The 21121-nt window shown below is 75.8% G+C and carries 23 protein-coding genes; 12 read left to right on the top strand and 11 right to left on the bottom strand.

Annotated elements, in window-relative coordinates:
* Positions 1-14 precede the first annotated feature (14 nt).
* Positions 15-830: an SAM-dependent methyltransferase gene (locus CLV72_RS19035; RefSeq protein ID WP_106248092.1), complete on the bottom strand. Its 816-nt coding sequence runs from the start codon at positions 828-830 to the stop codon at positions 15-17.
* A gap of 195 nt (positions 831-1025) precedes the next feature.
* Here CLV72_RS19035 and CLV72_RS19030 point away from each other — a divergent pair, with 195 nt between their 5' ends.
* Entirely contained in the window at positions 1026-2018 is a 993-nt protein-coding gene (locus tag CLV72_RS19030) for a hypothetical protein (RefSeq protein WP_106248089.1), read from the top strand.
* Between the two features lie 12 nt (positions 2019-2030).
* Here the strand turns inward: CLV72_RS19030 and CLV72_RS19025 are convergent, their stop codons facing one another.
* Positions 2031-3890, bottom strand: coding sequence for a sensor histidine kinase (locus tag CLV72_RS19025; protein ID WP_106248087.1), 1860 nt, complete (start codon positions 3888-3890; stop codon positions 2031-2033).
* Positions 3880-4593 carry a response regulator transcription factor gene (locus tag CLV72_RS19020; RefSeq protein ID WP_106248084.1) on the bottom strand — a complete coding sequence of 238 codons (714 nt, stop codon included), beginning with the start codon at positions 4591-4593 and terminating at the stop codon, positions 3880-3882. The genes CLV72_RS19025 and CLV72_RS19020 overlap by 11 nt, the downstream gene beginning before the upstream one ends.
* A 163-nt stretch (positions 4594-4756) precedes the next feature.
* On the opposite strand from CLV72_RS19020, the gene CLV72_RS19015 reads away from it, so the two are divergent.
* The 4 genes from CLV72_RS19015 to CLV72_RS19000 are packed head-to-tail and all read left to right on the top strand — an operon-like array spanning position 4757 to position 8476.
* Positions 4757-5284 carry a hypothetical protein gene (locus CLV72_RS19015; RefSeq protein ID WP_106248082.1) on the top strand — a complete coding sequence of 176 codons (528 nt, stop codon included), beginning with the start codon at positions 4757-4759 and terminating at the stop codon, positions 5282-5284.
* Positions 5281-6516: a peptidoglycan-binding protein gene (locus CLV72_RS19010; RefSeq protein ID WP_106248080.1), complete on the top strand. Its 1236-nt coding sequence runs from the start codon at positions 5281-5283 to the stop codon at positions 6514-6516. Before CLV72_RS19015 ends, CLV72_RS19010 begins: the two co-directional genes overlap by 4 nt.
* Positions 6513-7253, top strand: coding sequence for an ABC transporter ATP-binding protein (locus tag CLV72_RS19005; RefSeq protein ID WP_342755673.1), 741 nt, complete (start codon positions 6513-6515; stop codon positions 7251-7253). The genes CLV72_RS19010 and CLV72_RS19005 overlap by 4 nt, the downstream gene beginning before the upstream one ends.
* Entirely contained in the window at positions 7250-8476 is a 1227-nt protein-coding gene (locus CLV72_RS19000; RefSeq protein ID WP_106248077.1) for an ABC transporter permease, read from the top strand. Before CLV72_RS19005 ends, CLV72_RS19000 begins: the two co-directional genes overlap by 4 nt.
* 47 nt (positions 8477-8523) lie before the next feature.
* On the opposite strand, the gene CLV72_RS18995 is transcribed toward CLV72_RS19000, so the two are convergent.
* On the bottom strand, positions 8524-9423 hold the full coding sequence (locus CLV72_RS18995) for an aminoglycoside phosphotransferase family protein (RefSeq protein WP_106248074.1): 900 nt from the start codon (positions 9421-9423) through the stop codon (positions 8524-8526).
* A 299-nt stretch (positions 9424-9722) separates the two neighbouring features.
* On the opposite strand from CLV72_RS18995, the gene CLV72_RS18990 reads away from it, so the two are divergent.
* The 6 genes from CLV72_RS18990 (at position 9723) to CLV72_RS18970 (ending at position 12643) form a co-directional block, all read left to right on the top strand.
* The gene (locus CLV72_RS18990; RefSeq protein WP_146159493.1) at positions 9723-10265 is read left to right on the top strand and encodes a hypothetical protein; all 543 of its coding nucleotides are present in this window, start codon (positions 9723-9725) and stop codon (positions 10263-10265) included.
* 18 nt (positions 10266-10283) lie between these two features.
* Positions 10284-10829: a MauE/DoxX family redox-associated membrane protein gene (locus CLV72_RS18985; RefSeq protein WP_146159492.1), complete on the top strand. Its 546-nt coding sequence runs from the start codon at positions 10284-10286 to the stop codon at positions 10827-10829.
* Positions 10826-11392, top strand: coding sequence for a TlpA family protein disulfide reductase (locus tag CLV72_RS18980; RefSeq protein ID WP_106248066.1), 567 nt, complete (start codon positions 10826-10828; stop codon positions 11390-11392). Before CLV72_RS18985 ends, CLV72_RS18980 begins: the two co-directional genes overlap by 4 nt.
* Positions 11370-11888: a hypothetical protein gene (locus CLV72_RS18975; RefSeq protein WP_106248063.1), complete on the top strand. Its 519-nt coding sequence runs from the start codon at positions 11370-11372 to the stop codon at positions 11886-11888. The genes CLV72_RS18980 and CLV72_RS18975 overlap by 23 nt, the downstream gene beginning before the upstream one ends.
* Entirely contained in the window at positions 11885-12061 is a 177-nt protein-coding gene (locus CLV72_RS32310; RefSeq protein WP_170141033.1) for a hypothetical protein, read from the top strand. The genes CLV72_RS18975 and CLV72_RS32310 overlap by 4 nt, the downstream gene beginning before the upstream one ends.
* Before the next feature lie 99 nt (positions 12062-12160).
* Complete coding sequence (locus CLV72_RS18970; RefSeq protein ID WP_106248060.1) at positions 12161-12643, top strand: hypothetical protein; 483 nt, start codon at positions 12161-12163, stop codon at positions 12641-12643.
* Positions 12644-12727: 84 nt separating this feature from the next.
* Here the strand turns inward: CLV72_RS18970 and CLV72_RS18965 are convergent, their stop codons facing one another.
* The 7 genes from CLV72_RS18965 to CLV72_RS18935 all read right to left on the bottom strand — a co-directional run bounded on the left by CLV72_RS18965 (position 12728) and on the right by CLV72_RS18935 (position 20067).
* A complete protein-coding gene (locus tag CLV72_RS18965) occupies positions 12728-15040 on the bottom strand; it encodes a heavy metal translocating P-type ATPase (protein WP_106248058.1) in 2313 nt (770 codons plus the stop codon).
* A 99-nt stretch (positions 15041-15139) separates the two neighbouring features.
* Positions 15140-16123: a hypothetical protein gene (locus CLV72_RS18960; RefSeq protein WP_106248055.1), complete on the bottom strand. Its 984-nt coding sequence runs from the start codon at positions 16121-16123 to the stop codon at positions 15140-15142.
* A complete protein-coding gene (locus tag CLV72_RS18955; RefSeq protein WP_106248053.1) occupies positions 16123-16332 on the bottom strand; it encodes a heavy-metal-associated domain-containing protein in 210 nt (69 codons plus the stop codon). The genes CLV72_RS18960 and CLV72_RS18955 overlap by 1 nt, the downstream gene beginning before the upstream one ends.
* 278 nt (positions 16333-16610) lie before the next feature.
* Positions 16611-17216: a DJ-1/PfpI family protein gene (locus tag CLV72_RS18950; protein WP_106248050.1), complete on the bottom strand. Its 606-nt coding sequence runs from the start codon at positions 17214-17216 to the stop codon at positions 16611-16613.
* Entirely contained in the window at positions 17213-18010 is a 798-nt protein-coding gene (locus tag CLV72_RS18945) for an ABC transporter ATP-binding protein (RefSeq protein ID WP_106248047.1), read from the bottom strand. The genes CLV72_RS18950 and CLV72_RS18945 overlap by 4 nt, the downstream gene beginning before the upstream one ends.
* Positions 18007-19083: a FecCD family ABC transporter permease gene (locus CLV72_RS18940; RefSeq protein WP_245930304.1), complete on the bottom strand. Its 1077-nt coding sequence runs from the start codon at positions 19081-19083 to the stop codon at positions 18007-18009. Before CLV72_RS18940 ends, CLV72_RS18945 begins: the two co-directional genes overlap by 4 nt.
* Positions 19084-19086: 3 nt before the next feature.
* Positions 19087-20067 (bottom strand): ABC transporter substrate-binding protein, encoded by a 981-nt coding sequence (locus CLV72_RS18935; protein ID WP_245930303.1) that lies wholly within the window; start codon positions 20065-20067, stop codon positions 19087-19089.
* Between the two features lie 401 nt (positions 20068-20468).
* On the opposite strand from CLV72_RS18935, the gene CLV72_RS18930 reads away from it, so the two are divergent.
* Entirely contained in the window at positions 20469-21071 is a 603-nt protein-coding gene (locus CLV72_RS18930; RefSeq protein ID WP_245930320.1) for a hypothetical protein, read from the top strand.
* Positions 21072-21121: the final 50 nt, after the last annotated feature.

Raw genomic sequence — 21121 nt, 5'->3', positions numbered from 1 at the left:
CCGCGCGGCGCGGTTCAGGGCTTGCGGCCCAGGCCGCAGAAGGCGTCGACCTCGGGGCCGTCGCCGGTGCCGGGCTCCGGGCGCCAGCGGGTGAGCGAGACGACGCCGGGCTCCAGCAGCTCCAGACCGTCGAAGAATCCGGCGATCTGCTCGGGGCTGCGCAGCACCAGCGGGGTGGAGCCGGACGCGTTCCACTGCCGGGCGACGGCGTCGGAGCGCTCGCGGTGCACGACGTTGGTGCCGTCGTACATCATCAGGTAGCTGCCCGAGGGCAGCGCGTCCATCAGCTCGCGGACCACGGCGCGCGCCTGGCCGTCGTCGGTGACGAACTCCATGATGCCCATCAGCATCAGCGCGACCGGCCGGTCGAGGTCGAGCGTGCGCGACGCCTCGCGCAGCACCCGGGCCGGGTCGCGCACGTCGGCGTCGACGTAGTCGGTCTCGCCCTCGGGGCTGCCCACCAGCAGCGCGCGGGCGTGCGCCAGCACCAGCGGGTCGTTGTCGACGTAGACCACCCGCGACTCCGGCGCCACCCGCTGCGCCACCTCGTGCGTGTTGTCCTGGGTCGGCAGCCCGGTGCCGATGTCCAGGAACTGCCGCACCCCCGCCTCGCCGGCTAGGTGGGTGACCGCGCGCACCAGCAGCGCCCGCGAGGCCCGCGCCAGCACCGCGACCTCGGGCAGGATCCCCAGGATCTGCTCGCCGACCTCGCGGTCGACGGGGTAGTTGTCCTTCCCGCCCAGCCAGTAGTTCCAGATCCGCGCGACATGCGACACCGAGGTGTCGATCGTGGGCGGCGCCCCGCCGCCACCCGCCGTACCTTCTCCCATCAGGCCCCTCCGCACTCCCCGAACCGCCCGGCCGACCCGCCCGCGGCCATGCGCCATGCTAGCCACCTGGTCGGATCCGAGGCCGGAAGAGGCCGAAGACCGCCGAAACGGCACCCGCCGGGCGATTCCGGCTAGTATCGCGAAGCGTCCGCACCCGCGGCGCAGCTCGGGTGAACCCGCCGGAAGAAGGTCGTCGTGGTGTCGCCGAGCAAGTGGTCGTTCTGGTTGTCCGTGGTACTCGTCGGGCTGGGGATCGGGTTCTCGATCGCCGGGCTGGTCGCGGTGTTCCTGCCCCGCGACGGCGAGGTCGCGCTGCTCGTGTTCGGCGGGCTGGCGCTGCTGCTGGCCCTGTTCCGGGAGCGCTTGGAGAGCATCGAGTTCAGCGGCTTCAACCGCAGGCTGCGCGCCGCGGCGGCGGAGCGCTTCCAGTGGGCCGAGGAGTCGGCGCGGCAGGGCGACGGGCAGGCGGCGGAGCGGCTGCGCTCCGAGGCGCGCACGCTGATGGGGCTGACCGGGCCCCTCGCGGACGACTACCGCGCGGTGCGGGGGCCCATGCCGAGCGGCACCGAGCGCGCCCGCCGGCTGGACGAGGTCTACGACCGCGCGCTGCTGATGGCCGAGGGGCAGTCCTTCCAGCCGGAGCAGGTGCGCGACTGGCTGATGTTCGGCGACGAGGGCCGGCGCGTCACGGCGCTGGCCGTCATGCAGGCCAATCCGGGGCTGCGCGACTTCGACGCGGTGCTGGCGGCCATTCGCGCCGCGAGCAGCGGCTTCGAGCAGTTCCGGGCCATGCAGGTGGCCGCCGAGATGATGGGCGGGCTGGACGACGAGCGGCGCGGCCGGCTCGCGGAGGCGGTCCGGGCGGAGCGCGGCGTCCGCTTCCAGCAGGGCAGCCACCGCTGGGACGTCGCCGAGCGCATCCTGGCCGGGGCGCCGGGCACGCCCGCGTCCGGCACGCAGCTGTTCGGCACGACCGCGTCCGGCACCCCGGCGGCGGGCTCCGCCGCCGGCACCACCGCGCCGGGTGCGCCCGCGCCGGGTGGTCCGGTCCCTGACGGCACCGTGCGGCTGCCCGCCACGCCCGACCGCGACGAGCCCGCCGCCGAGCCCGCTCCCGCCGAGCCCGCGCGGACGTCCGGCGACCCCGGCGACACCGCGCGGCTGCCCGGCGACACCGGGCGCGGCTGAGCCGCCGCCCGCTCAGTCCGGGCGTCCGTCCAGGTGGCGGGCGTCGGGGAGGTGGATGGTGAAGACGGAGCCGCTGCCGGGAGTGCTGGCCACCTCGACGCGGCCGTGGTGGGCTTCGACCAGGTGCCTGGTGATGGCGAGGCCCAGCCCGCCGCCGCCGGTGGCGCGGGTGCGGGACGGGTCGGCGCGGTAGAAGCGGTCGAAGATGTGCGGCAGGTGCTCGGCGCCGATGCCGCTACCGGAGTCGGCGACGGTGAGCACGGCGCCGTCGGCGGTGCGGCGGGCCGACACCCGCACGGTGCCGCCGGACGGGGTGTGCCGGACGGCGTTGGACACGAGGTTGCCGAGCGCCTGGCGGAGCCGGGCCGGGTCGGCGTGCACGGGCACCGGCTCGGGGGCGTCCACCGCGACGGTGACGCCCGACTCCTCGGCGCGGGCGCGGTGGGCGGCCACCGCCTGGGCGGCGAGGTCGGCGGCGTCGCGCTCCTCGGGGTGGACGCGCAGCATCCCGGCGTCGGCGAGCGCGAGATCCTGGAGGTCGGCGACGAGCCGTTCCAGCAGGGCCGACTCCTCCAGTAGCGAGGCGATCAGCGCGCGGTCCAGCGGCACCACGCCGTCCTCGGCGGCCTCCAAGTGGCTTCGCACATTGGCCAGCGGGGTGCGCAGCTCGTGCGCCACGTCGCTGACCAGCGCCTTGCGCTGGCGGTCGCTGCTTTCGATGGACTCGGCCATGGCGTTGAAGGCGGTGCCGAGCCGGGTGACCTCGTCGCCGCCGGTCACCGGCACCCGGGCGGCGCGGTCCCCGGCCGCCATCCGCTGGGCGGCCTCGGTCAGCGCCAGGATGGGCCGCACCAGCCGCCGCCCGGCCAGCACGGTCACCACCGCGGCCGCGGCCAGCACGGCCAGCGCGGTGGCGGCCGTGCGCCACCAGCCCTGCGGGGAGAAGGCGTCGAAGCGGTCGCTGGTGCCGAGGTAGAGGTCGGCGGGTTCGGCGACGAGCGGCCGCAGCGCGGCCCGCTGCGCGCTCGACTCGCACTCGGCCCACCGCGGCGCCTGGTCGGAGCCGTCGACCGGCTCCACCGCCTGTACGCCGGCGGCGTCGGCGGCCAGTCGGTAGGCGATGCCCTCGCGGTCCAGGCAGGCGGCGGTCAGCGCAACGGTCTCCTCGTTCAGCTCCCGTGCGGCGGCGCTGGGGGCGTACATCTCCGGGGGGACGCACTCCGAGGCGTGCGGCCCGGGGTCCCCGCCGCCCCCCGCCGAGCCGAACAGCCAGTTGTAGGTGACGACGATCGAGCCGTCGGCCGGGTCGTACTCCACCGGCCCCTGCCCGGAGGGGTCGGGCCCGCCGCCGCCGTCCTGCTCGCGCAGGCACTCCAGCGCCTGCTCGGCCAGCTCCTGGCGGTGCCGCTGCTCCTGCTCGGTGAGCCGCCACCCCCGGTGCGCCAGGATGAGCTGGGGGTCGATCGCGCGGGCGAACTCCGAGTGGATCTGGGCGACCTGCGCGCCGGGGTCGGCCGCGTCGATCCGGGCCGCCGGCACGGAGGGCAGCTCGGCCGCGCCCTGGCCGAGGAGTTCGGCGGAGTCGGCGATGGTGCTCCCGTCCGGGGTGGTGAGCGCGATCCGGCGGCCGGTCTCGGCGGCCAGCTCGCGGACCAGCCCGTGCACACCGGACCAGTCGCCGTGGTCGCGGGCGTAGGTGAGCAGCGCGTCGCGGATGGAGGCGTCGGTCTCCAGCAGGGAGGGGCTGCTCTCGGCCTGCTCGCGCAGCTGGGTGCCGGTGCCGTAGGTGGCCAGCAGCGCGGTGGCGGCGACGGCGAGCGAGGCGACGGCCAGCGAGAGCCCGAGCAGCCGCAGCAGCAGGCTACGGCGCATCGCCGTCGGCCGAGCCCTCGCCGGGCTCGGCCAGCTTGTAGCCGACGCCGTACACGGTGAGCAGGTAGCGCGGCCGGGTGGGGACCTCTTCGATCTTGCGGCGCAGGTTCATCACGTGCACGTCGATGGTGCGGCCGGTGGCGTCGCGGCCCGCCGACACCTGCTCCAGCAGCAGCGGCCGGGTGAAGGCGCGGCCCGGCGCCGCCGCCAGGCAGGCGAGCAGCTTGAACTCGGCCGGGGTGGTCTCCACCGGCCGCCCGCCGACGTGCACCTGGTGCCGCTCGGGGTCGATGACCAGGCCGCCGACCCGGTACGGCCCGGGCTCGCTGGGCGTGGTGCGGGCGGCGCGCCGCAGCACGGTGCGCACCCGGGCGGCCAGCTCGCGCGGGCTGTAGGGCTTGGTGACGTAGTCGTCGGCGCCCAGCGCCAGCCCGAGCAGCAGGTCGTCCTCTCCGGCGCGGGCGGTGAGCATGATGATCGGGATGTCCTGCTCGGTGCGCAGCACCCGGCAGACGTCCAGGCCGTCGACGGCGGGGAGCATCAGGTCGAGCACCAGCAGGTCGGGGCGGCGCCGCCGCGTCTCCTCGATCGCGCTGCGGCCGTCGTGCACGACCGTGGTGGCGTGGCCCTCGTGCTCCAGGAAGCGGCGGACCAGGTCGGCCTGCTTGTGGTCGTCCTCGGCGATGAGAATGCGTGCCGGCATGGCGGCAGTGTCGCCTGCGAAGCTGAGGGTTCGTTAAGAGAACAGGGGGCTGACCGGCTGCTAACCGGAACCTGACCGCCCTTCGGCACGCTGAGCGGCGATCGGCCCGGCCGCCGCGGTGCGTTCGCGGCGCCGGGCACCACTCGCTCTCAGGGGGAGACCCGTGCGAAATCCATGGACGATCGTCCCCGCGCTGCTGCTGGCGGCCGGGCTGGCCGGCTGCGGCGGGGGCGCGCAGGGCGACGAGACGACCGGCACCGGCGCGGCCGGGGGCGGCGCCGCCACCGGCGCGGCCGCCGCCGGGGAGGCGATGCTCGCCTTCTACGACTGCATGCGCGACCACGGCATCGACGTGCCCGACCCGGACCCGAACAACCCGCGGATCGACACGTCGCAGTTCGACATGGACGATCCCGCGACGCAGGAGGCGCTGCAGGACTGCCGGTCGGAGATGCCCAACGGCGGTGAGCCGCCTCCCGCCGACGAGGAGCGGATGGCGGCGATGCGCGACTTCACCGCCTGCATGCAGGAGAACGGCATCGACATGCCCGACCCCAATGCCGACGGCTCGCTGAGCATGCCCGAGGGCGCCGACCCGAACTCCGCGGAGTTCCAGGAGGCGATGGGCGCCTGCCGCTCCTCGCTCGGCGGCCAGCCCGTCATGTTCGGCCCGCCCGGGGGCCGGCAGTGAGCGCCCCGGCCACCGAGCGCTCCGAGCGCCCCGAGGACGCGGCGCCCGAGCCGGCGGCCGCGACGGCGGCCGAGGCGCCGGCCGCGAGCGGCGCGGCCCCGCCGCCGGAGGCCGGCACCGCCGCCGCGGCGGAGGGCGGGCCGAAGCGGCGCCGCCGCCTCGGCCTGGTCTGGGTGGCGCTCGGCATCGCCGTGCCGGTGGGCGCGGGCGCCGGCTACTGGTACGCCGCGCAGGACGGCGGCGCCGCTTCGGCCGGCGCCGCCGCGCCGCCGGTCGCCACCACCGAGGTCACCCGGCAGACGCTCACCGTCGCCGAGTCCTTCGGCGGCGTGCTGGGCCACGGCGAGCCGACCGCCGTGCCGGCCGCCGCGCAGGGCACCGTCACCGCCACCGCCGAGCAGGGCTCGCAGATCGAGCGCGGCACCGAGCTGTTCCGGATCGACGAGCGGCCGGTGACCGCCATGTACGGCGAGGTGCCGATGTTCCGCGACCTCGGCCCCGGCGACAGCGGCGACGACGTGGAGCAGCTGGAGGAGAACCTCTCCGAGCTGGGCTACGACGGCTTCTCCGTCGACGGGGACTACGACTGGGGCACCGAGGCGGCCGTGCGCGCCTGGCAGGACGACATCGGCGCGGAGGAGACCGGGACGGTCGGCCGCGCCGACGTGGTAATGCTGCCCGGCGCGGGCCGGGTGGACGGCGTGCGCGCCGATCGCGGCGCCGCCGTGTCGCCGGGCGCGCCGGTGCTCGACGTCACCGGCGCCGACCAGCTCGTGTCGCTGGACGTCGCGGTCGGCGACCGGGAGCTGTTCGAGGTGGACCAGGAGGTCGCGGTCCAGCTGCCCGGCGGCGAGGAGGTGGCGGGCACCGTCACCGACGTCGCCGTGGTCGAGGGCGGGTCGGACGAGGCCGGCGGCGGCGGTGCGGCGGCCGGGGCCGAGGACGCCGTCGCCCAGGTCGAGGTGGCCATCGAGGGCGAGGACGTGGACGACGCCCTGCTCGGCTCCCCGGTGGACGTGGTGGTCGAGGCCGAGCAGCGCGAGGACGTGCTGACCGTGCCCGTCAACGCGCTGCTGGCGCTCGCGGAGGGCGGCTACGGCCTGGAGGTCGTGGACGGGGCCGCGAGCACCACCGTGGTCCCGGTCGAGGCCGGCCTGTTCGCGCAGGGCCGGGTGGAGGTCGAGGGCGACGGGATCGCCGAGGGCACCGTGGTGGGGGTGGCGGGACGGTGAGCGCCACCACCCTGGCCGCCGAGCCGGCGGCCCGGCCCGCCCCCGAGCGGCGGCCCGTGGTCGAGCTGTCCGGCGTGCACCGCCGGTACCCCGGTACCCCGCCGGTGCGCGCGCTGGACGGCGTGGACCTGCGGATCGACTCCGGTGAGCTGGTCGGCATCGTCGGCCCGTCCGGCTCGGGCAAGTCGACGCTGCTCAACATCCTCGGCACCCTGGACCGCGCCGACGAGGGGCTGGTCCGCATCGACGGCCTGGACGTCGGAAAGCTGGGCGACGGGCAGCTGTCCGCGCTGCGGGCCCGCCGGATCGGCTTCGTCTTCCAGCAGTTCTTCCTGACGGCGGGCGTGACGGCGGTGGACAACGTGGCCGACGGCCTGCTCTACACCGGGATGCCGCTCGGCGAGCGGCGGCGGCGCGCGCTGGACACGCTGGAGCGGGTCGGCCTGGCCGACCGGGTGCACCACCGGCCCAACGAGCTGTCCGGCGGCCAGCGCCAGCGCGTCGCCGTGGCGCGCGCCCTGGTCGGCGCGCCCTCGCTGCTGCTCGCGGACGAGCCCACGGGGGCGCTGGACTCCGCGTCCGGCGCGGCCGTGCTCAAGCTGCTGCACGAGCTGCACGACGGCGGCACCACGGTGGTGGTCATCACCCACGACCACGACGTGGCCGCCGAGCTGCCCCGGCAGGTGCACATCCGCGACGGGCGGATCGCCTCCGACGAGAAGGCGGGCGGCAGGTGAGCGCCGGGCGGCCCGGGTCCGGCCGGGGCGATCCGGCGCCGTCGCGGCTGCGGCCGCGCGACACCCTGCGGGTGGCGGCGTCCGGGCTGAGCGCCCGGCCGCTGCGCGCGGTCCTGTCGGCGCTGGGCATCGCGGTCGGTGTCGCCGCCATGGTGGCGGTGGTCGGCATCTCGGCGAGCAGCCGCGAGCAGGTCAACCAGCAGCTGCGCGAGCTGGGCACCAATCTGCTCACGGTGGCGCCCGGCCAGTCCTTCACCGGGGAGGAGGTGCGGCTGCCGCCCGAGAGCGTCGACATGGTCGACCGGATCCCCGCGGTCACCGACGTCAGCGCCATCGGGGCGGTCGCCGGCGCGGCCGTGTACCGCAATGACGAGATCGACCCCGGCCAGACCAACGCGCTGGCCGTGAACGCGGCCCGGATCGACCTGCTCGACACGGTCGGCGGCACCGTCGCCTCCGGGCGCTGGCTGGACGAGGCGCTGGCCGAGTACCCGACGGTGGTGCTGGGGGCGACCGCGGCCGAGCTGCTGGGGATCTCTCGGACCGACGGCACCGTGGGCGTCTGGCTGGGCGGGGAGTGGTTCACGGTGGTGGGCGTCCTCGACCCGGTCGCGCTGGCGCCGGAGCTGGACTCCGCGGCGCTGGTCGGCTGGCCGGCCGCCACCGAGATCCTGGGTTTCGACGGCTCGCCGTCGACCATCTACGAGCGCTCCGACGAGGCGGCGATCGAGGAGGTGCAGGCGCTGCTGCCGGCCACCGTCAACCCGGAGCACCCCGAGGAGGTGGCGGTCAGCCGCCCCTCGGACGCGCTGGCCGCGCAGGCGGCGGCCGACGAGACGCTGACCACGCTGCTGCTGGCCCTGGGCGGGGTGGCGCTGCTGGTCGGCGGGATCGGGGTGGCCAACACGATGGTCATCGCGGTGTTGGAGCGCCGTACCGAGATCGGGCTGCGGCGGGCCCTGGGCGCCACCCGCGCCCATGTGCGGCGGCAGTTCCTCGGCGAGTCGGTGCTGCTGGCCGGGCTGGGCGGCACCGGCGGGGCGGTGCTGGGCGGCATCGTCACGGCGGTCTTCGCCGCCACCCGCGACTGGCCCTTCGCGCTCCCGCTGTGGGTGCTGGCGGGCGCGGCGGCGGCGACGGTGCTGGTCGGGGCGCTGGCGGGCGCGTACCCGGCGGCGCGGGCGGCCCGGATGCCGCCGACGGCGGCGCTGTCGTCGGTGTAGGAGGGCGGCGGGCGGAGCGGGGCGCGCCCGCTCCGCCCGCCGCCGGCTCAGCCGTCCAGCAGCGCCTGTTCGAGGGCGTGCGCGCCCATGGCGGCCATGTGCGGGGCGTCGGCGGAGTTCAGCGCGACGGCCGAGGCCATGCCGATCGCCCAGCCGCGGGCGCGCGCCCAGGTGGCGGCACCGGTGCCGCACAGCTCGTCCACGCGGGCGCGGAAGGCGGCCCGGCCGCCGGCGTCGAAGACCAGCCAGGCGGCGGCGAGGTCGGTGGCGGGGTCGCCGGCGGTGAGGTCACCGAAGTCGATCACGGCGGCGAGGCGGGGCGCGCCGCCGCCGGGGTCGTCGGTGAGCAGGATGTTGCCCGGGTGCAGGTCGCCGTGGAGCCACACCGGCGGTCCCTCCCACGGCGGGGCGGCCGCCGCCTCGTCCCAGATCCGGCGCAGCTCGGCGCCGTGCGGCAGCCGGGGGTCGGCCAGCCGCCCGCGCACCGCCTCGGCGCGGCTCGCCAGCGGCATCCCGCGCACGGGGTTGTGCGGGGCGCCGGCGGGCGCGGGGCCGTGCAGCTCGGCGGTGAACTCCGCCAGTTCCGCCGCGATCGCGGTGCGCACGGCGGGCGGCGCCTCGACGGCCGGGCGGCCCGCGAACCACGGGGTGATCGACCACGGCCACGGGTAGTCCTCGCTCGGCCGCCCGACGCGGACCGGCGCGGGCACCGGCACCCGCACCCGCTCGGCCAGTACGGGCAGCCAGCGCTGCTCGTTGCGGAGGAGCCCGGCCGCGACGCGGCGGCGCGGCAGCCGCACGCACAGCTCGTCGCCCAGCCGGTAGAGGGCGTTGTCCCATCCGTTCGCGGCCAGGGCCGGCGTCCCGGCGAGGTCGGGGTGCTGGGCGGCGACCAACCGCGCCACCAAGGGCGCGTCGATGTCGATGTCGGCGGCGGGGGTGTCCATCCGGACATCATCGCGCGGCGGGCTGCGGCCCGCCGGTACGGGGGCCGGGCGCGACGGCGCGGACGGGCTCGTCGTATGCGCGGCGCATTCGGTGATCTCGGGCTGAAGATCGTGAATACATGATCGATTTCCTCAAGATCAATTCCGGCCGTTCACTGATCCGGGTGTATCGCCGGTCCGCTAAGTGTCCTGTTTAGGCCGGTATGCGCGTCAAAATTTGTAGTTGACAGCGGAAATTTTGCGGGTTTCAATCCTCGTGTGCACCTTGACCGATAAGCACGGAAAAGGGTGGGTCGCCGATGACCGCTGTGTTCACGTGGGCTTTTGTCGTGGTGGCCGCTCTGCTGATCCTGGTCGCGGTTCTCGCCGTTGTGACGATCGCCCAGCTGATCCTGCAGAGCCGGGCCGGCGTCGCACGCGACGGCCTGGAGCGCGGCCGCACCGCACCCGAGTGGGAGGCCGACGACCTCGGCGGCACCCGGCGCCGCTCGCCCGCTCCCGGGCGCTGGCAGCTGCTCGTCTTCGCCGACCACTCGCTGAACTCCTTCCCGGGCGTGGTCGAGGGGCTGCGGGCGCTGGCCGACGAGGCCGGCGACGAACTGGAGACCATCGTGCTGGCCCGCGAGTACTCCCGCGAGGTGGTCGGCGAACTCACGGTCCTCGGTGTCGACAGCCCCGTGGTGCTCGTGCCGAATTCCGTCTACCACCGCTACAACATCCGCGTCATGCCGTTCGTGGTCCTGGTCGGACCCGATGGGAAAGTGGGCGCCTCCAGTCTGGTCAACCATGCCTGGCAGCTGGAATCGCTGTGGCGGCTGACCGGAAAAGCGCCTGCCCGATAAACGACAATTGGGGGTCGGGTGGCGATTTTAAGTACGCTGGCCGGAATCGCGACCGCAACCGTTCTACTCACCGCGGGATTCGCCAAGCTGTGGGGGCTGCGCGCCTTCGCGGCGACGATCCGCACCTTCCTGCCCATGGTCCTGCGCGACGGCCCCGCCCCGCGTGCGATCGCGGCCGGGGTGACCCTCGCCGAGGTGGCGCTGGGCGGCTGGCTGCTGCTGGTGCCCGCCTCGGTGCCCGCCGCACTGGCGTGCGCCGCCTTCTGCACCGGGCTGCTGGTCACCGCCGTCGTCGGCGCGGTGCGCGACCGCGGCGCGCCGTGCAACTGCTTCGGCGGCCTGGGCCAGGAGCGCTTCGGGCCCTGGGGCGTCGTGCAGGCGGCGCTGCTGCTGGCCGGCGCCGTGCTGGCCGCGTGGCGGCCGGGCGGAGCCGTGGACCCGCTCGTCCTGGGCGGCCCGCTCAACACCGTCCTGCTGGTCGGTGCCATCGCGGCGGTCGGGACGGCCGTCGCCCAAGCCGCCGCCACCCTCGGCCCGGCCCGTCGCGAAGGGGCGCTCAGATGACCACGGTCCCCACCTACCTGCTGTTCGCGCAGTGGGCGCTGCTGTTCGTGCTCGCCGCGCTCATCTTCATCATGTACCGGCAGCTCGCGCAGCTGCTCCAGGTCCGGCCGCGCGACCACCAGCACGGCCTCGCCGTCGGCGCCCGGGCGCCGCGCTTCGACTACCGCGACGCGCGCCGGCCCGAGCAGCAGGGCAGCTTCACCCCCGAGGGCGAGCCCACACTGCTGGTCTTCGCCGACCCCTCCTGCAACGCCTGCGTCGACGCGATGGCCCGCATCGACATGGCCCTGGAGCTGGCCGGGCCTGACCCGGTCCGGGTGCTGGTGGCCACGGCCGAGCCCGCCTCCTTCGTGGAGCGCACCCCCGCGTTCGCCGGCGCCCGCGCCCCGGTGGTGCTGATCGAGCGCGAGACCGTCGGCAGCTACCGGGTCGACGGCACCCCGCACTTCTACCTCGTCGGAGCCGACGGCGCCATCGCCGAGTCGGGTCCCGCCTGGTCCTCCGAGCAGATCCAACACGCACTCGACAGAAGGAGCGCCCATGTGGGGCAGATCAAGTCCTGACAAGATCGACAAGTACATCGCGGACGCGTCCGACCAGACGGCCCGCCGGATCAGCAGGCGCGAGGGCCTGAGCAAGATGCTGCGCGGCACGGCGGCCGTGCTGGCCGGTGTGGCGGCGGGCCAGATCGTCTCGCCCTCCGCGGCGGCCGCGCAGTCGTGCTCCTGCGTCCCGCCGCGCGGGGTCTACTGCAGCGGCTGTCCCAGCGGCCCCGAGCAGCGCGGCTGCCCCTCGGGCTACGCCGTCTGCACGACCAGCTCCGGCTGCTCGCCCTGCATCTACGCGAGCGGCTACTGGACCGCCTGCACCGGGCAGGGCTCCGGCGGCCACGGCTACCGGGTCTGCTACGACTGCTGGCGCAACAGCAGTTGCGGCACCACCTGCGGCTGCCTGAGCGGCGTCCTGTGCGGCGGCTGCCGTACTCCCGCCGACGTCCGCGCCGTGATGGCGAGCGTCGAGCAGGAGGCCCAGCTGTCGGCGCGGTCGGCGCAGACATGACCGAAGTCCGGGCCCGCTGGTCGGCCGGCCGGCTCGGACCGGCGGCGGCCGCGCTCCTCCTGGCGGGGGGCGCGGCCGCGCTGGCCGTGACCGCACCGCACCCGGCCCTGCTGCCGGCCGCCGCCGCGGTACTCGCCTGGACGACCGGTTACGGCAAGAGCGACGCCCCTTGAGGCGTCAACGCGGCCACCACCCTGGCCGCCCCCTCCGGGAGAGGGGCCCCGCTCCGCGTCGCCTGGCTGCTGCTGGTCTTCGCGCTGCCCGCCGCCCTGGTGTGGGCACCGGTCAGCGCGCTACTGGCCACCGTGCCGACGGCCGTGCTGCTCGCCGTCGCGCTGGCCTACACGGTGCTGTACGGCATCCCCGAAGTGCTCGCCCTGTCGCTGCGCCCGCCCGGCCGCAGCTGGCAGGTGCCCAAGCAGTGGGTGGCCGGCCGCGGCTACGCCGGCCGCGCCGCCGTCTGGGGCGCCACCCTGGGCCCGGGCATCATGACCCGCAATCCCGTCGCGGGCACCTGGCTCTTCCCCATGCTGGCCGCCCTCAGCGGCGATCCCGCCACGGCCGCCCTGGTCGGCGCCGCCGCCGGCGCCCTGCACGGCCTCGGCCGCGCGGGCGGCGTGCTGCGCCAGTCCGGCCGGCTGGCCACCGAGCCCGGTGACCCCTTCGAGACCGTCATCCGCCTCATGCACTGGCGCACCATCGACGGCCTCCTCCTCGCGGCCGCGGCGGGGCTGCTGGCGGGGGCCCTGTTCTAGGGATTCGGGCGCCCGGCAGGCACGGCCGCGGCCGGCGGCCCCGTTCGCGGGGACCGCCGGCCGCGGCGCGCACCGGCGCCCCCGTCAGCCGGTGCGGACCTGGGGGACTGGAGCGGGGACGGGGGGAGCGGCGGGGCCGTCCTCATTGCCCGCCAGCGGCCTGAAGCCGCGCAGGCGGAGGCTGTTGCTGACCACGAAGACGCTGGAGAAGGCCATGGCGGCCCCGGCGATCATCGGGTTGAGCAGGCCCGCGGCCGCCAGGGGCAGGGCGGCGACGTTGTAGGCGAAGGCCCAGAACAGGTTGCCGCGGATGGTGGCGAAGGTGCGGCGGGACAGGCGGATGGCGTCGGCGGCGGTGCGCAGGTCGCCGCGGACGAGGGTGAGGTCGCCGGCCTCGATGGCGACGTCGGTGCCGGTGCCCATGGCCAGGCCCAGATCGGCCTGGGCCAGTGCGGCGGCGTCGTTGACGCCGTCGCCGACCATCGCGACCCTGCGACCCTGCGCCTGCAGCCGCTTGACGGCGTCGACCTTCTGCTCGGGCAGCACTTCGGCGATCACCTCGTCGATGCCGACCTGGTCGGCGACGGAGCGGGCCGCGGCGGCGTTGTCCCCGGTGAGCAGGATGGGGGTCAGGCCGAGCTCGCGCAGCTGGGCGACGGCGCGGGCGCTGGTGGGCTTGACCGTGTCGGCCACCGCGAGGACGCCGCGCGCCCGGCCGTCCCAGCCGACCGCCACCGCGGTCATGCCCTCGGCCTCGGCGGCCGCCTTGGCCGCGCGCAGCGGCTCGGGCAGCCGCTGGGACCACTCGGCCAGCAGCGACTCGCGTCCGGCCAGCACGGCGTGGCCGTCCACCACGCCCTGGACGCCCTGGCCCGCCACACTGGCGAAGTCCTCGACCGCGCCAAGAGTGCCGACGCGTGCGGCGGCCCCGGCGGCGATCGCCTTGGCCACCGGGTGCTCCGAGGCGTTCTCCAGCGCCCCGGCCAGCCGCAGCAGTTCGTCCTCGTCCTCGCCCTCGGCGACGGCCACCCGGGCCAGCGCCATCCGGCCGGTGGTGACCGTGCCGGTCTTGTCCAGCACGACCGTGTCGACGGAGCGGGTGCTCTCCAGCACCTCGGGGCCCTTGATCAGGATGCCCAGCTGGGCGCCCCGGCCGGTGCCCACCAGCAGCGCGGTGGGGGTGGCCAGGCCGAGCGCGCACGGGCAGGCGATGATTAGCACCGCCACGGCGGCGGTGAACGCGGCCGAGGCCGGCGCTCCGGTGCCGATCCAGAAGCCGAGCGTCGCGATGGCCAGCACGATCACGATCGGGACGAAGACGCCCGACACCCGGTCGGCGAGCCGCTGCACCTCGGCCTTGCCGCTCTGCGCCTCCTCCACCAGCCGCGCCATCTGGGCCAGCCGGGTGTCGTCGCCGACCCGGTCGGCGCGCACCACCAGGCGGCCCCCGGCGTTGACGGTGCCGCCCGCCACGGCGGAGCCCGGCCCCACCTCGACCGGCACCGACTCGCCGGTCAGCATGCTCATGTCGACGGCTGAGGTGCCCTCGTCAACGGTGCCGTCGGCGGCCACCTTCTCGCCGGGCCGCACCACGAAGCGGTCGCCGACGGCCAGCTCGCCGACCGGCACCCGCCGCTCGGCGCCGCCGCGCAGCACCGCCACGTCCTTGGCGCCGAGGTCCAGCAGGGCGCGCAGCGCCGCGCCGGCCCGGCGCTTGGAGCGCGCCTCGAAGTAGCGTCCGGCCAGGATGAAGGTGGTGACGCCGGCCGCCACCTCCAGGTAGATGTTGGCCGAGCCGTCGGTGCGGGCGATGGTCAGCTCGAAGGGGTGCGTCATGCCGGGCACCCCGGCCGTGCCGAGGAACAACGCGTACAGCGACCAGGCGAAGGCGGCGATCGTGCCGAGCGAGACCAGCGTGTCCATCGTGGCCGCGCCGAGCCGAAGGTTCTTCCAGGCCGCCCGGTGGAAGGGGAGCGCGCCCCAGACCAGCACCGGGGCGGCCAGCGCCAGGGAGGCCCACTGCCAGTAGGTGAACTGGAGCGCCGGGACCATCGCCATCGCCACCACCGGCGCGGACAGCACCGCGCTGACCAGCAGCCGGTCGCGCAGCGGGCGGACGGGGTCCTCGGCCGGCCCGGCGTCCTCGGCGGCGGGGGCGGCCGGCGGCGCCGGGAGCGCCGCCGTGTAGCCGGCCTTCTCGACCTGCGCGATCAGCTCCTCGGTGGCCAGCGGCGGGCCGTCGAACACCACCTGCGCCTTCTCGGTGGCGTAGTTGACGCTGGCGGTGACGCCGTCGAGTTTGTTGAGCCGCTTCTCCACCCGCATCGCGCAGGACGCGCAGGTCATGCCGCCGATCACCAGTTCGACGCGGTCCTGCCGCGCGCTCGCGGTGCTCATCGCCACCCCCGTGCCCCGCGCGGCGGGGCCTGCGGCCGCCCGCCGCGCGTACTGCTGGTCTTAATCGTCGTCGTCGCGCCGCCCGCCGGGGGCGGGGCGTCAGTGCGTGTGGCCGTCATCGGCGTGCTCCGTACCGCTCGAAGCGCCCGGGTCGAGGGGCACCGTGCCCTCCGCCGCGGCGGTGAACTCGGCGGTGCGCACCTCGCCGCCGTGCTGGAAGTCCAGGAACAGCCGGTAGTGGCCGGTGGACGGCACCTCGGCCTGGAAGGTGATCTCCGGACCCGGCTCGGTGCCTCCGTCGCCGGGGGTGCCATCGGGGTGGACGTGCAGGTAGGCGAGGTCGCCGTCGCGCAGCGCCACCAGGTGCCCGTAGGCGCCGAGGTAGGGCTCCAGGTCCGTGACGGGCTCGCCGCCGCGGCTGACGCTCAGCGTCAGCTCGCTGGTGCGGCCGGGCACCAGCTCGCCCTCCAGGGTGACGGTGTACCCGTCGACCTCGGCGGTGCGCCGCGGCTCCGGCAGCGGCCGGGGCTCGCTCTCGCCGGGCACCAGCAGGTCGGCGCCGAGGGTGAGGGGGTCGTCGCCGGTCGGCACGAAGTCGGCGAACATCCGGTAGGCGCCGGGATCGCCCGGCTCCATCGGGATGCTCCAGGTGCCGTCGTCGGCCATCTCCGGGTGGACGTGCCGGAAGCCGGTCATGTCGCGGCCGACCACGATCAGGTGCATCCGCTCGTCGTGCGAGACGTCGAAGCGGGTGACGGGCTCGCCGTCGGGGCCCAGCACCCGGTACGCCAGTTCGCCGCCGTCCGCGGGCCGCTCGACCAGGTCGAGCGTGTAGCCCTCGGCGGAGATCTGCAGGCCGGACGGCACCGGCGCGCCGGTGCCGCCGGAGCCGTGGCCGTCTCCGTGCTCGTCGGCCTCGGGGGCGGCGCCGTGCCCGCCATCCCCGGCCGCGTCGTGGGCCGCCTGCTCGGGCGCCGCCGCCGCGGGCAGCAGCGGCGCGGCGACGGTTCCGACCGCCACCGCGCCGCCGAAGGCGGCGGCGAGCCCGAGCCCGTACAGGCCGAGCCGTGCCGGGACGTTCATCACTCGGCCTTCATCGTGTAGCCGGCCTCTTCGACGGCGGCCCGCACCAGCGCGCCGTCCACCGGCGCCTCGCTGGTGACGGTGACCGCGCCGGACTCCAGGCTCACCTCGACGCCGGTCACGCCCGGCACCTGGCCGACTTCCTCGCTGACAGCGCTGACGCAGTGCCCGCAGGTCATGCCCTCAACGGTGTAAACGGCGACGGCCATCGGAACCTCCGAAAAAGTGTGTGGTGAACGGGGAGCGTACGGTCCGGCGGCGACCGGGTCGATTACCGCCGGGATCAAGAGATACCATACCCCCCTAGGGTAACGTCAAGCCGGTGGACGCCCGCTCGGCCTGGCCCGCGCAAACGTACCCGGTCGAAGCAGGCGGCTCCGCCGCGCACCGCCACCCCGTCCGATCAGCGCCGATCCTCCGCGTCTGAGTACAGACGGTACCCCCGTAGTGTATGACGCCCGGCGCCGTCCGCCGCCCCGGGGGCGCCTCAGGCGGTGACCGGGCCGGGCTCGTACTGGAGGGCGTGCCGGACGGTCTGGGCGGCGGCGGGGGAGTCGATCCGGGCGACCAGGTGCAGGGCCATGTCGATGCCCGCGGAGACGCCCGCGCTGGTGATGATGTCGCCCTCGTCCACGAAGCGCACCTCGCGCTGCACCTCGATGGTGTGGTCGAGCTCGGTGAGCAGGTCGAGGGAGCGCCAGTGCGTGGTGGCGCGGCGGTTGGCCAGCAGCCCGGCGGCGGCGTAGACCAGTGAGCCGGTGCAGACGCTGGCCAGCAGCGGGGTGGTGGCCCGCCGGCGGCGGACCCACTCCAGGTGTGCGTCGTTCTTCAGCCGCGGGCGGGTGCCGGGCCCGCCCGGGTGGACGAGCACGTCGAGCCGCGGCGCCCGGGCCATGGTGGTGTCGGTGACCACCCGCAGCCCCTTGGCGCAGCGCACCGGCCGGCCGCCGGGGCCGATGGACAGCACGCGCGGCCGGCCCGGTGCGACGTGCTCGGCCCAGAACTTCAGCACCTCCCACGGGCCGACGGCGTCCAGCTCGTCGACGTCCCGGAAGAACAGAATCCCGATGACGGGTCCTCGGTCGCTGGTCATGACGGGTTCGCCTCCTGGACGGACGGGATGCGGGACGGGCGGATGAGCAGCCGGGGCCGGCCGTCGACCGGGTCGGTGAGCAGGCTGGCCTCGATACCGAAGACGCGCCTGAGCAGTTCGGGCGTGAGCAGCTCGCGCGGCGGACCGGCCGCCGCGACGGTGCCCTCGTGCAGCACGACCACCCGGTCCGCGTAGTAGGCGGCCAGGTCCAGTGAGTGCAGTGCGGCGATCACGGTGATCCCCTTCCCCCGCACCAGCTCCAGCACCTCGAACTGGTGCCGCGGATCCAGGTGGTTGGTGGGCTCGTCCAGCACCAGCAGCCGGGGCCGCTGCGCCAGCGCGCGGGCGAGCAGCACCCGCTGGCGCTCGCCGCCCGACAGCGTCGAGACCGGCCGCTCGGCCAGCTCGGCGCAGCCCGTCGCGGCCAGGCACTCGGCGACGGTGGCGGCGTCGCCGGGGCCCAGCCGCCCGAACGGGCCCAGGTGCGGGGCGCGGCCGAGCGCGACGGCCTCGCGGGCGGTGAAGTCGAAGCCGCCGTGCTGGTCCTGCCCGAGCACCCCCACCGTCCGCGCCACCTCGCGGCGCGGCAGCCGCCACAGGTCGTCCTCGCCGAGCAGCAGCAGCCCCGACGCGGGCCGCAGCGCCCGGTAGACCGTCTTGAGCAGGGTCGACTTACCGCTGCCGTTCGGCCCGACCAGCGCCGTCAGCCGCCCCTCGGCGATGTCCAGATCGATCCCCGACACCGCGGGGACCGAGGTCCAGCCCGCGGTCAGCCCGCGCACCCGCAGCCTCACGCCGCCCCCATCCCGTTGCGGCGCAGCGCCCAGACGAAGAACGGGACGCCCACCATCGCGGTGAGGATGCCGATCGGCAGCTCCGAGGGGGCGAGCACCATGCGGGCGGCCGTGTCGGCCCAGACCAGCAGCAGCGCGCCGAGGAGGGCGGCGACCGGCAGCACCCGTCGGTGGTCGGCGCCCACCAGCAGCCGGGTCAGGTTCGGCACCACCAGGCCGACGAAGCCGATCGTGCCCGACACCGCCACCACGGTCCCGGTGAGCAGGCCCGTGGCCAGGAAGAGCAGGCCGCGGGTGCGGGTGGCGTCCATGCCGAGCGCGGCGGCGCCCTCGTCGCCGAGCACCAGCACGTTCAGCCGGTTCGCCGCCGCGAGCAGCGCGGCCGTGACCGCGCCGACCACGGCGGCGCAGGTGAGCGCGAGCGGCCACTGGGCGCCGGCCAGGCTGCCCAGCAGCCAGAACATGACCTGCTGCTGGGCGTCGGTGGAGCCGGCCCGCAGCACCAGGAAGGAGGTCAGCCCGCCGAGCAGCTGGCCGACGGCGATGCCCACCATGATCAGCCGCAGCGGGTGCAGCATCCCGCCGGTGCGGGCCAGCGCGAACACCCCCACGCCGGCCGCGAGCGCGCCGAGGAAGGCGGCCAGCGGCAGGGTCATCGTGCCGGCGGCGGTGGCGCCGACGGTGGTGAGCACCAGCACCGCGCCCACGCTCGCGCCCGAGGACAGGCCGAGCACGTAGGGGTCGGCGACGGGGTTGCGCACCAGGGCCTGCGCCACTGTGCCCGCCACCGCCAAACCCGCGCCGACGAACACGCCCTCGACCACCCGCGGCGCCCGCAGCCGCCACACGATGAAGGCGTCGGTCGACTCCGGCGGACCGGCGCCCAGCAGCCGGTCCGCGAGCACGCGGGCCACCGTGCCGGGGGCGATGGAGACCGGCCCGATGCCGATCGCCAGCACGACCGAGCCGAGCAGCAGGGCCGTCAGCACCGCCAGCAGCACCGGCAGCGGCGGCCGCGCCAGGGGCCGCGCGTCCGGCGCCGGGGTGCGGGGGCGCTCCGTGTCCAGGGCCACGGCTCAGCTCCCGCCGCCGTGCAGCGCCTCGGCCAGCCGGGCCACGGCCTCACCGTTCAGCACACTCGGCGACAGCAGGATGCTCTGCGGCAGCAGGGTGAAGCGGTCGTCGCGCACCGCCGCCGTCCCGGCCAGCATCGGGCTCGACCGGATCGAGTCGACCAGCTCCGCGTCGTCCAGCGGGGAGAAGCCCGACACCACCAGGACCGCCTCGGGATCGGCGGCCGCCACCGCCTCGGCGTTGATCTCGGTGATGTCGCGGTCGATCCCGGCCGCGATGTTCTCCCCGCCCGCCAGGGTGACGATGCCGTTGGCGAGGCTGTTCGCGCCCAGCGTGTAGAAGCCCTGGCCGCCCTCCGCGGGCGCCGAGGTGACCAGCACGCGCACCGGGCGCCGGCCGGCGTGCAGCTCGGCGGCGTCGGCGATCTGCCCGCGGATGCGTTCGACCAGCTCGGCACCGCGCTCGGGCACGCCGAAGACCTCGGCGGTGTGCTCGATGAAGGTCTCCGTCTCCCCGATCCCGGTCACCGTGCCGCTCCCCGGACACGAGGTCAGCGCCTCGATGCCCGCGTCGTTGAGCTCCTGGACCGTCGGGGTGCCGTCGAAGGCGCCGAAGGAGTACACGGAGATCCCCATCACCAGGTCCGGCTCGGCCGCCACCACGGCCTCGCGGTTGCCCTGCCGCTCGTCCAGCACGGGGATCTCCGCCAGCTCGGCCCTCGCCTCCCCGTCGAAGGCGTCGAAGAAGTCGGGCGCGGCGGTGCCGACCACCCGGTCCGCCAGGCCCAGCTCGCGCAGGATGGCGGCGGCGCCGCCGTCCATGGTCACCACCCGCTCGGGCGCCTCGGCCATGGCAGGCGGCGGCGGGCAGCCGGCGTCCGCCATGGCCGTGCCGCCGGCGGCCGCCGGGTCCGCGGCGCCGGTCCCGCAGCCCGCCAGCAGCGCCAGCACGGCGGCGCCCGCCGCGGCCGCCGGCGGCCGCAAGCGCCGGGGACCTCCCCGTCCACGCTCCGCACTCCTCACCCGCACGCTCCTTCGTCCGTGTCCTGCCGACCGTGTCCTAGAAGTCGGGGCGATCCGGCGACCGGTTCCCGATCGGCCGCCGGATGGCCGAATCCGAGCGTTCTGACCTGCACATGCGAGGTGCTCGCAATTGGGGCCTTGCGCGAGTTCCGTCCCGCGGTGACACTTCAGAGGACTGGAGTTACGGCCGGTTACGGCCGATATGCCGTGTGACGTCGGTGCACCAGAGGTCGTGATGGTGATCGAGCCTGCCGCCCCCCGCCGGGCCGCCGCTCCGCCGCCGGCCGCTCGCGTCGCCCCGCTCCGGCGACCCGGCGGGAGGGGCGCCGGAACGGCTGCCAGGATGGGCGGCGGTGCCTGAGATGCTGCCGTCCCGAAGCCTGCGCGCCGCGGTGTTCGCCGCGGTGTGCGTCGGGGTGTCGGCGCTCGGGCACGCGCTGTCGTCGGGGCACGCGGTGCCGTGGGCCGTGCTGGTCGCGGCGTACTTCCTGGTCTACGCGATGGCGTGGGCGGTCGCGCGGCGCGAGCAGAGCCAGTTCGCCATCGGCGGCTGGCTGGTGTGGGGGCAGCTCGCGCTGCACCTGCTGTACTCCACCGCGATGCCGTCCGACGGCTCCGCGAGCGCGTCGGCGGCGCTCTCGGCCCACGCCTCGATGGGCATGGCCGTCCCCGACGCCGGCAGCGGCGGCGACGGCGGCAGCATGCTGCTCGCGCACCTGCTCGCGGTGGTGGTCAGCGCCTGGTGGCTGCGGCGCGGCGAGGCGGCCGGCTTCGCCTTCGCCCGCTTCGTCCGCGCGGTGCTGCTCGGCCTGCTGGCCCGCTGGTTCGACCGGCCGCCCGCGCCGGACCGCCCCAGGCGCGCCCCCGCCCCGGCTCCGCGCCCGCGTGCGGCCGCCGTCCGGCTGCTCCGCCACGTCGTGGTGCTGCGCGGGCCGCCCCGCGCCCCCTCCGCCGCGCCCGCCTGATCCCCGTCCGGGGGTCCGTTCGGGCGCGCGCCATGCCACCCGCGCCTGCC

Origin of the sequence: Allonocardiopsis opalescens (assembly GCF_003002095.1) — a bacterium.
GTDB lineage: Bacteria > Actinomycetota > Actinomycetes > Streptosporangiales > Streptosporangiaceae > Allonocardiopsis > Allonocardiopsis opalescens.
This window is presented reverse-complemented; position numbering and strand designations above follow the sequence as displayed.

Coding starts and splice junctions, on each gene's coding strand:
- CLV72_RS19035 (WP_106248092.1), bottom strand. CDS start 830: ATGGGAGAAGGTACGGCGGGTGGCGGCGGGGCGCCGCCCACGATCGAC.
- CLV72_RS19025 (WP_106248087.1), bottom strand. CDS start 3,890: ATGCGCCGTAGCCTGCTGCTGCGGCTGCTCGGGCTCTCGCTGGCCGTC.
- CLV72_RS19020 (WP_106248084.1), bottom strand. CDS start 4,593: ATGCCGGCACGCATTCTCATCGCCGAGGACGACCACAAGCAGGCCGAC.
- CLV72_RS18995 (WP_106248074.1), bottom strand. CDS start 9,423: ATGGACACCCCCGCCGCCGACATCGACATCGACGCGCCCTTGGTGGCG.
- CLV72_RS18990 (WP_146159493.1), top strand. CDS start 9,723: ATGACCGCTGTGTTCACGTGGGCTTTTGTCGTGGTGGCCGCTCTGCTG.
- CLV72_RS18980 (WP_106248066.1), top strand. CDS start 10,826: ATGACCACGGTCCCCACCTACCTGCTGTTCGCGCAGTGGGCGCTGCTG.
- CLV72_RS18975 (WP_106248063.1), top strand. CDS start 11,370: ATGTGGGGCAGATCAAGTCCTGACAAGATCGACAAGTACATCGCGGAC.
- CLV72_RS32310 (WP_170141033.1), top strand. CDS start 11,885: ATGACCGAAGTCCGGGCCCGCTGGTCGGCCGGCCGGCTCGGACCGGCG.
- CLV72_RS18965 (WP_106248058.1), bottom strand. CDS start 15,040: ATGAGCACCGCGAGCGCGCGGCAGGACCGCGTCGAACTGGTGATCGGC.
- CLV72_RS18960 (WP_106248055.1), bottom strand. CDS start 16,123: ATGAACGTCCCGGCACGGCTCGGCCTGTACGGGCTCGGGCTCGCCGCC.
- CLV72_RS18955 (WP_106248053.1), bottom strand. CDS start 16,332: ATGGCCGTCGCCGTTTACACCGTTGAGGGCATGACCTGCGGGCACTGC.
- CLV72_RS18950 (WP_106248050.1), bottom strand. CDS start 17,216: ATGACCAGCGACCGAGGACCCGTCATCGGGATTCTGTTCTTCCGGGAC.
- CLV72_RS18930 (WP_245930320.1), top strand. CDS start 20,469: ATGCTGCCGTCCCGAAGCCTGCGCGCCGCGGTGTTCGCCGCGGTGTGC.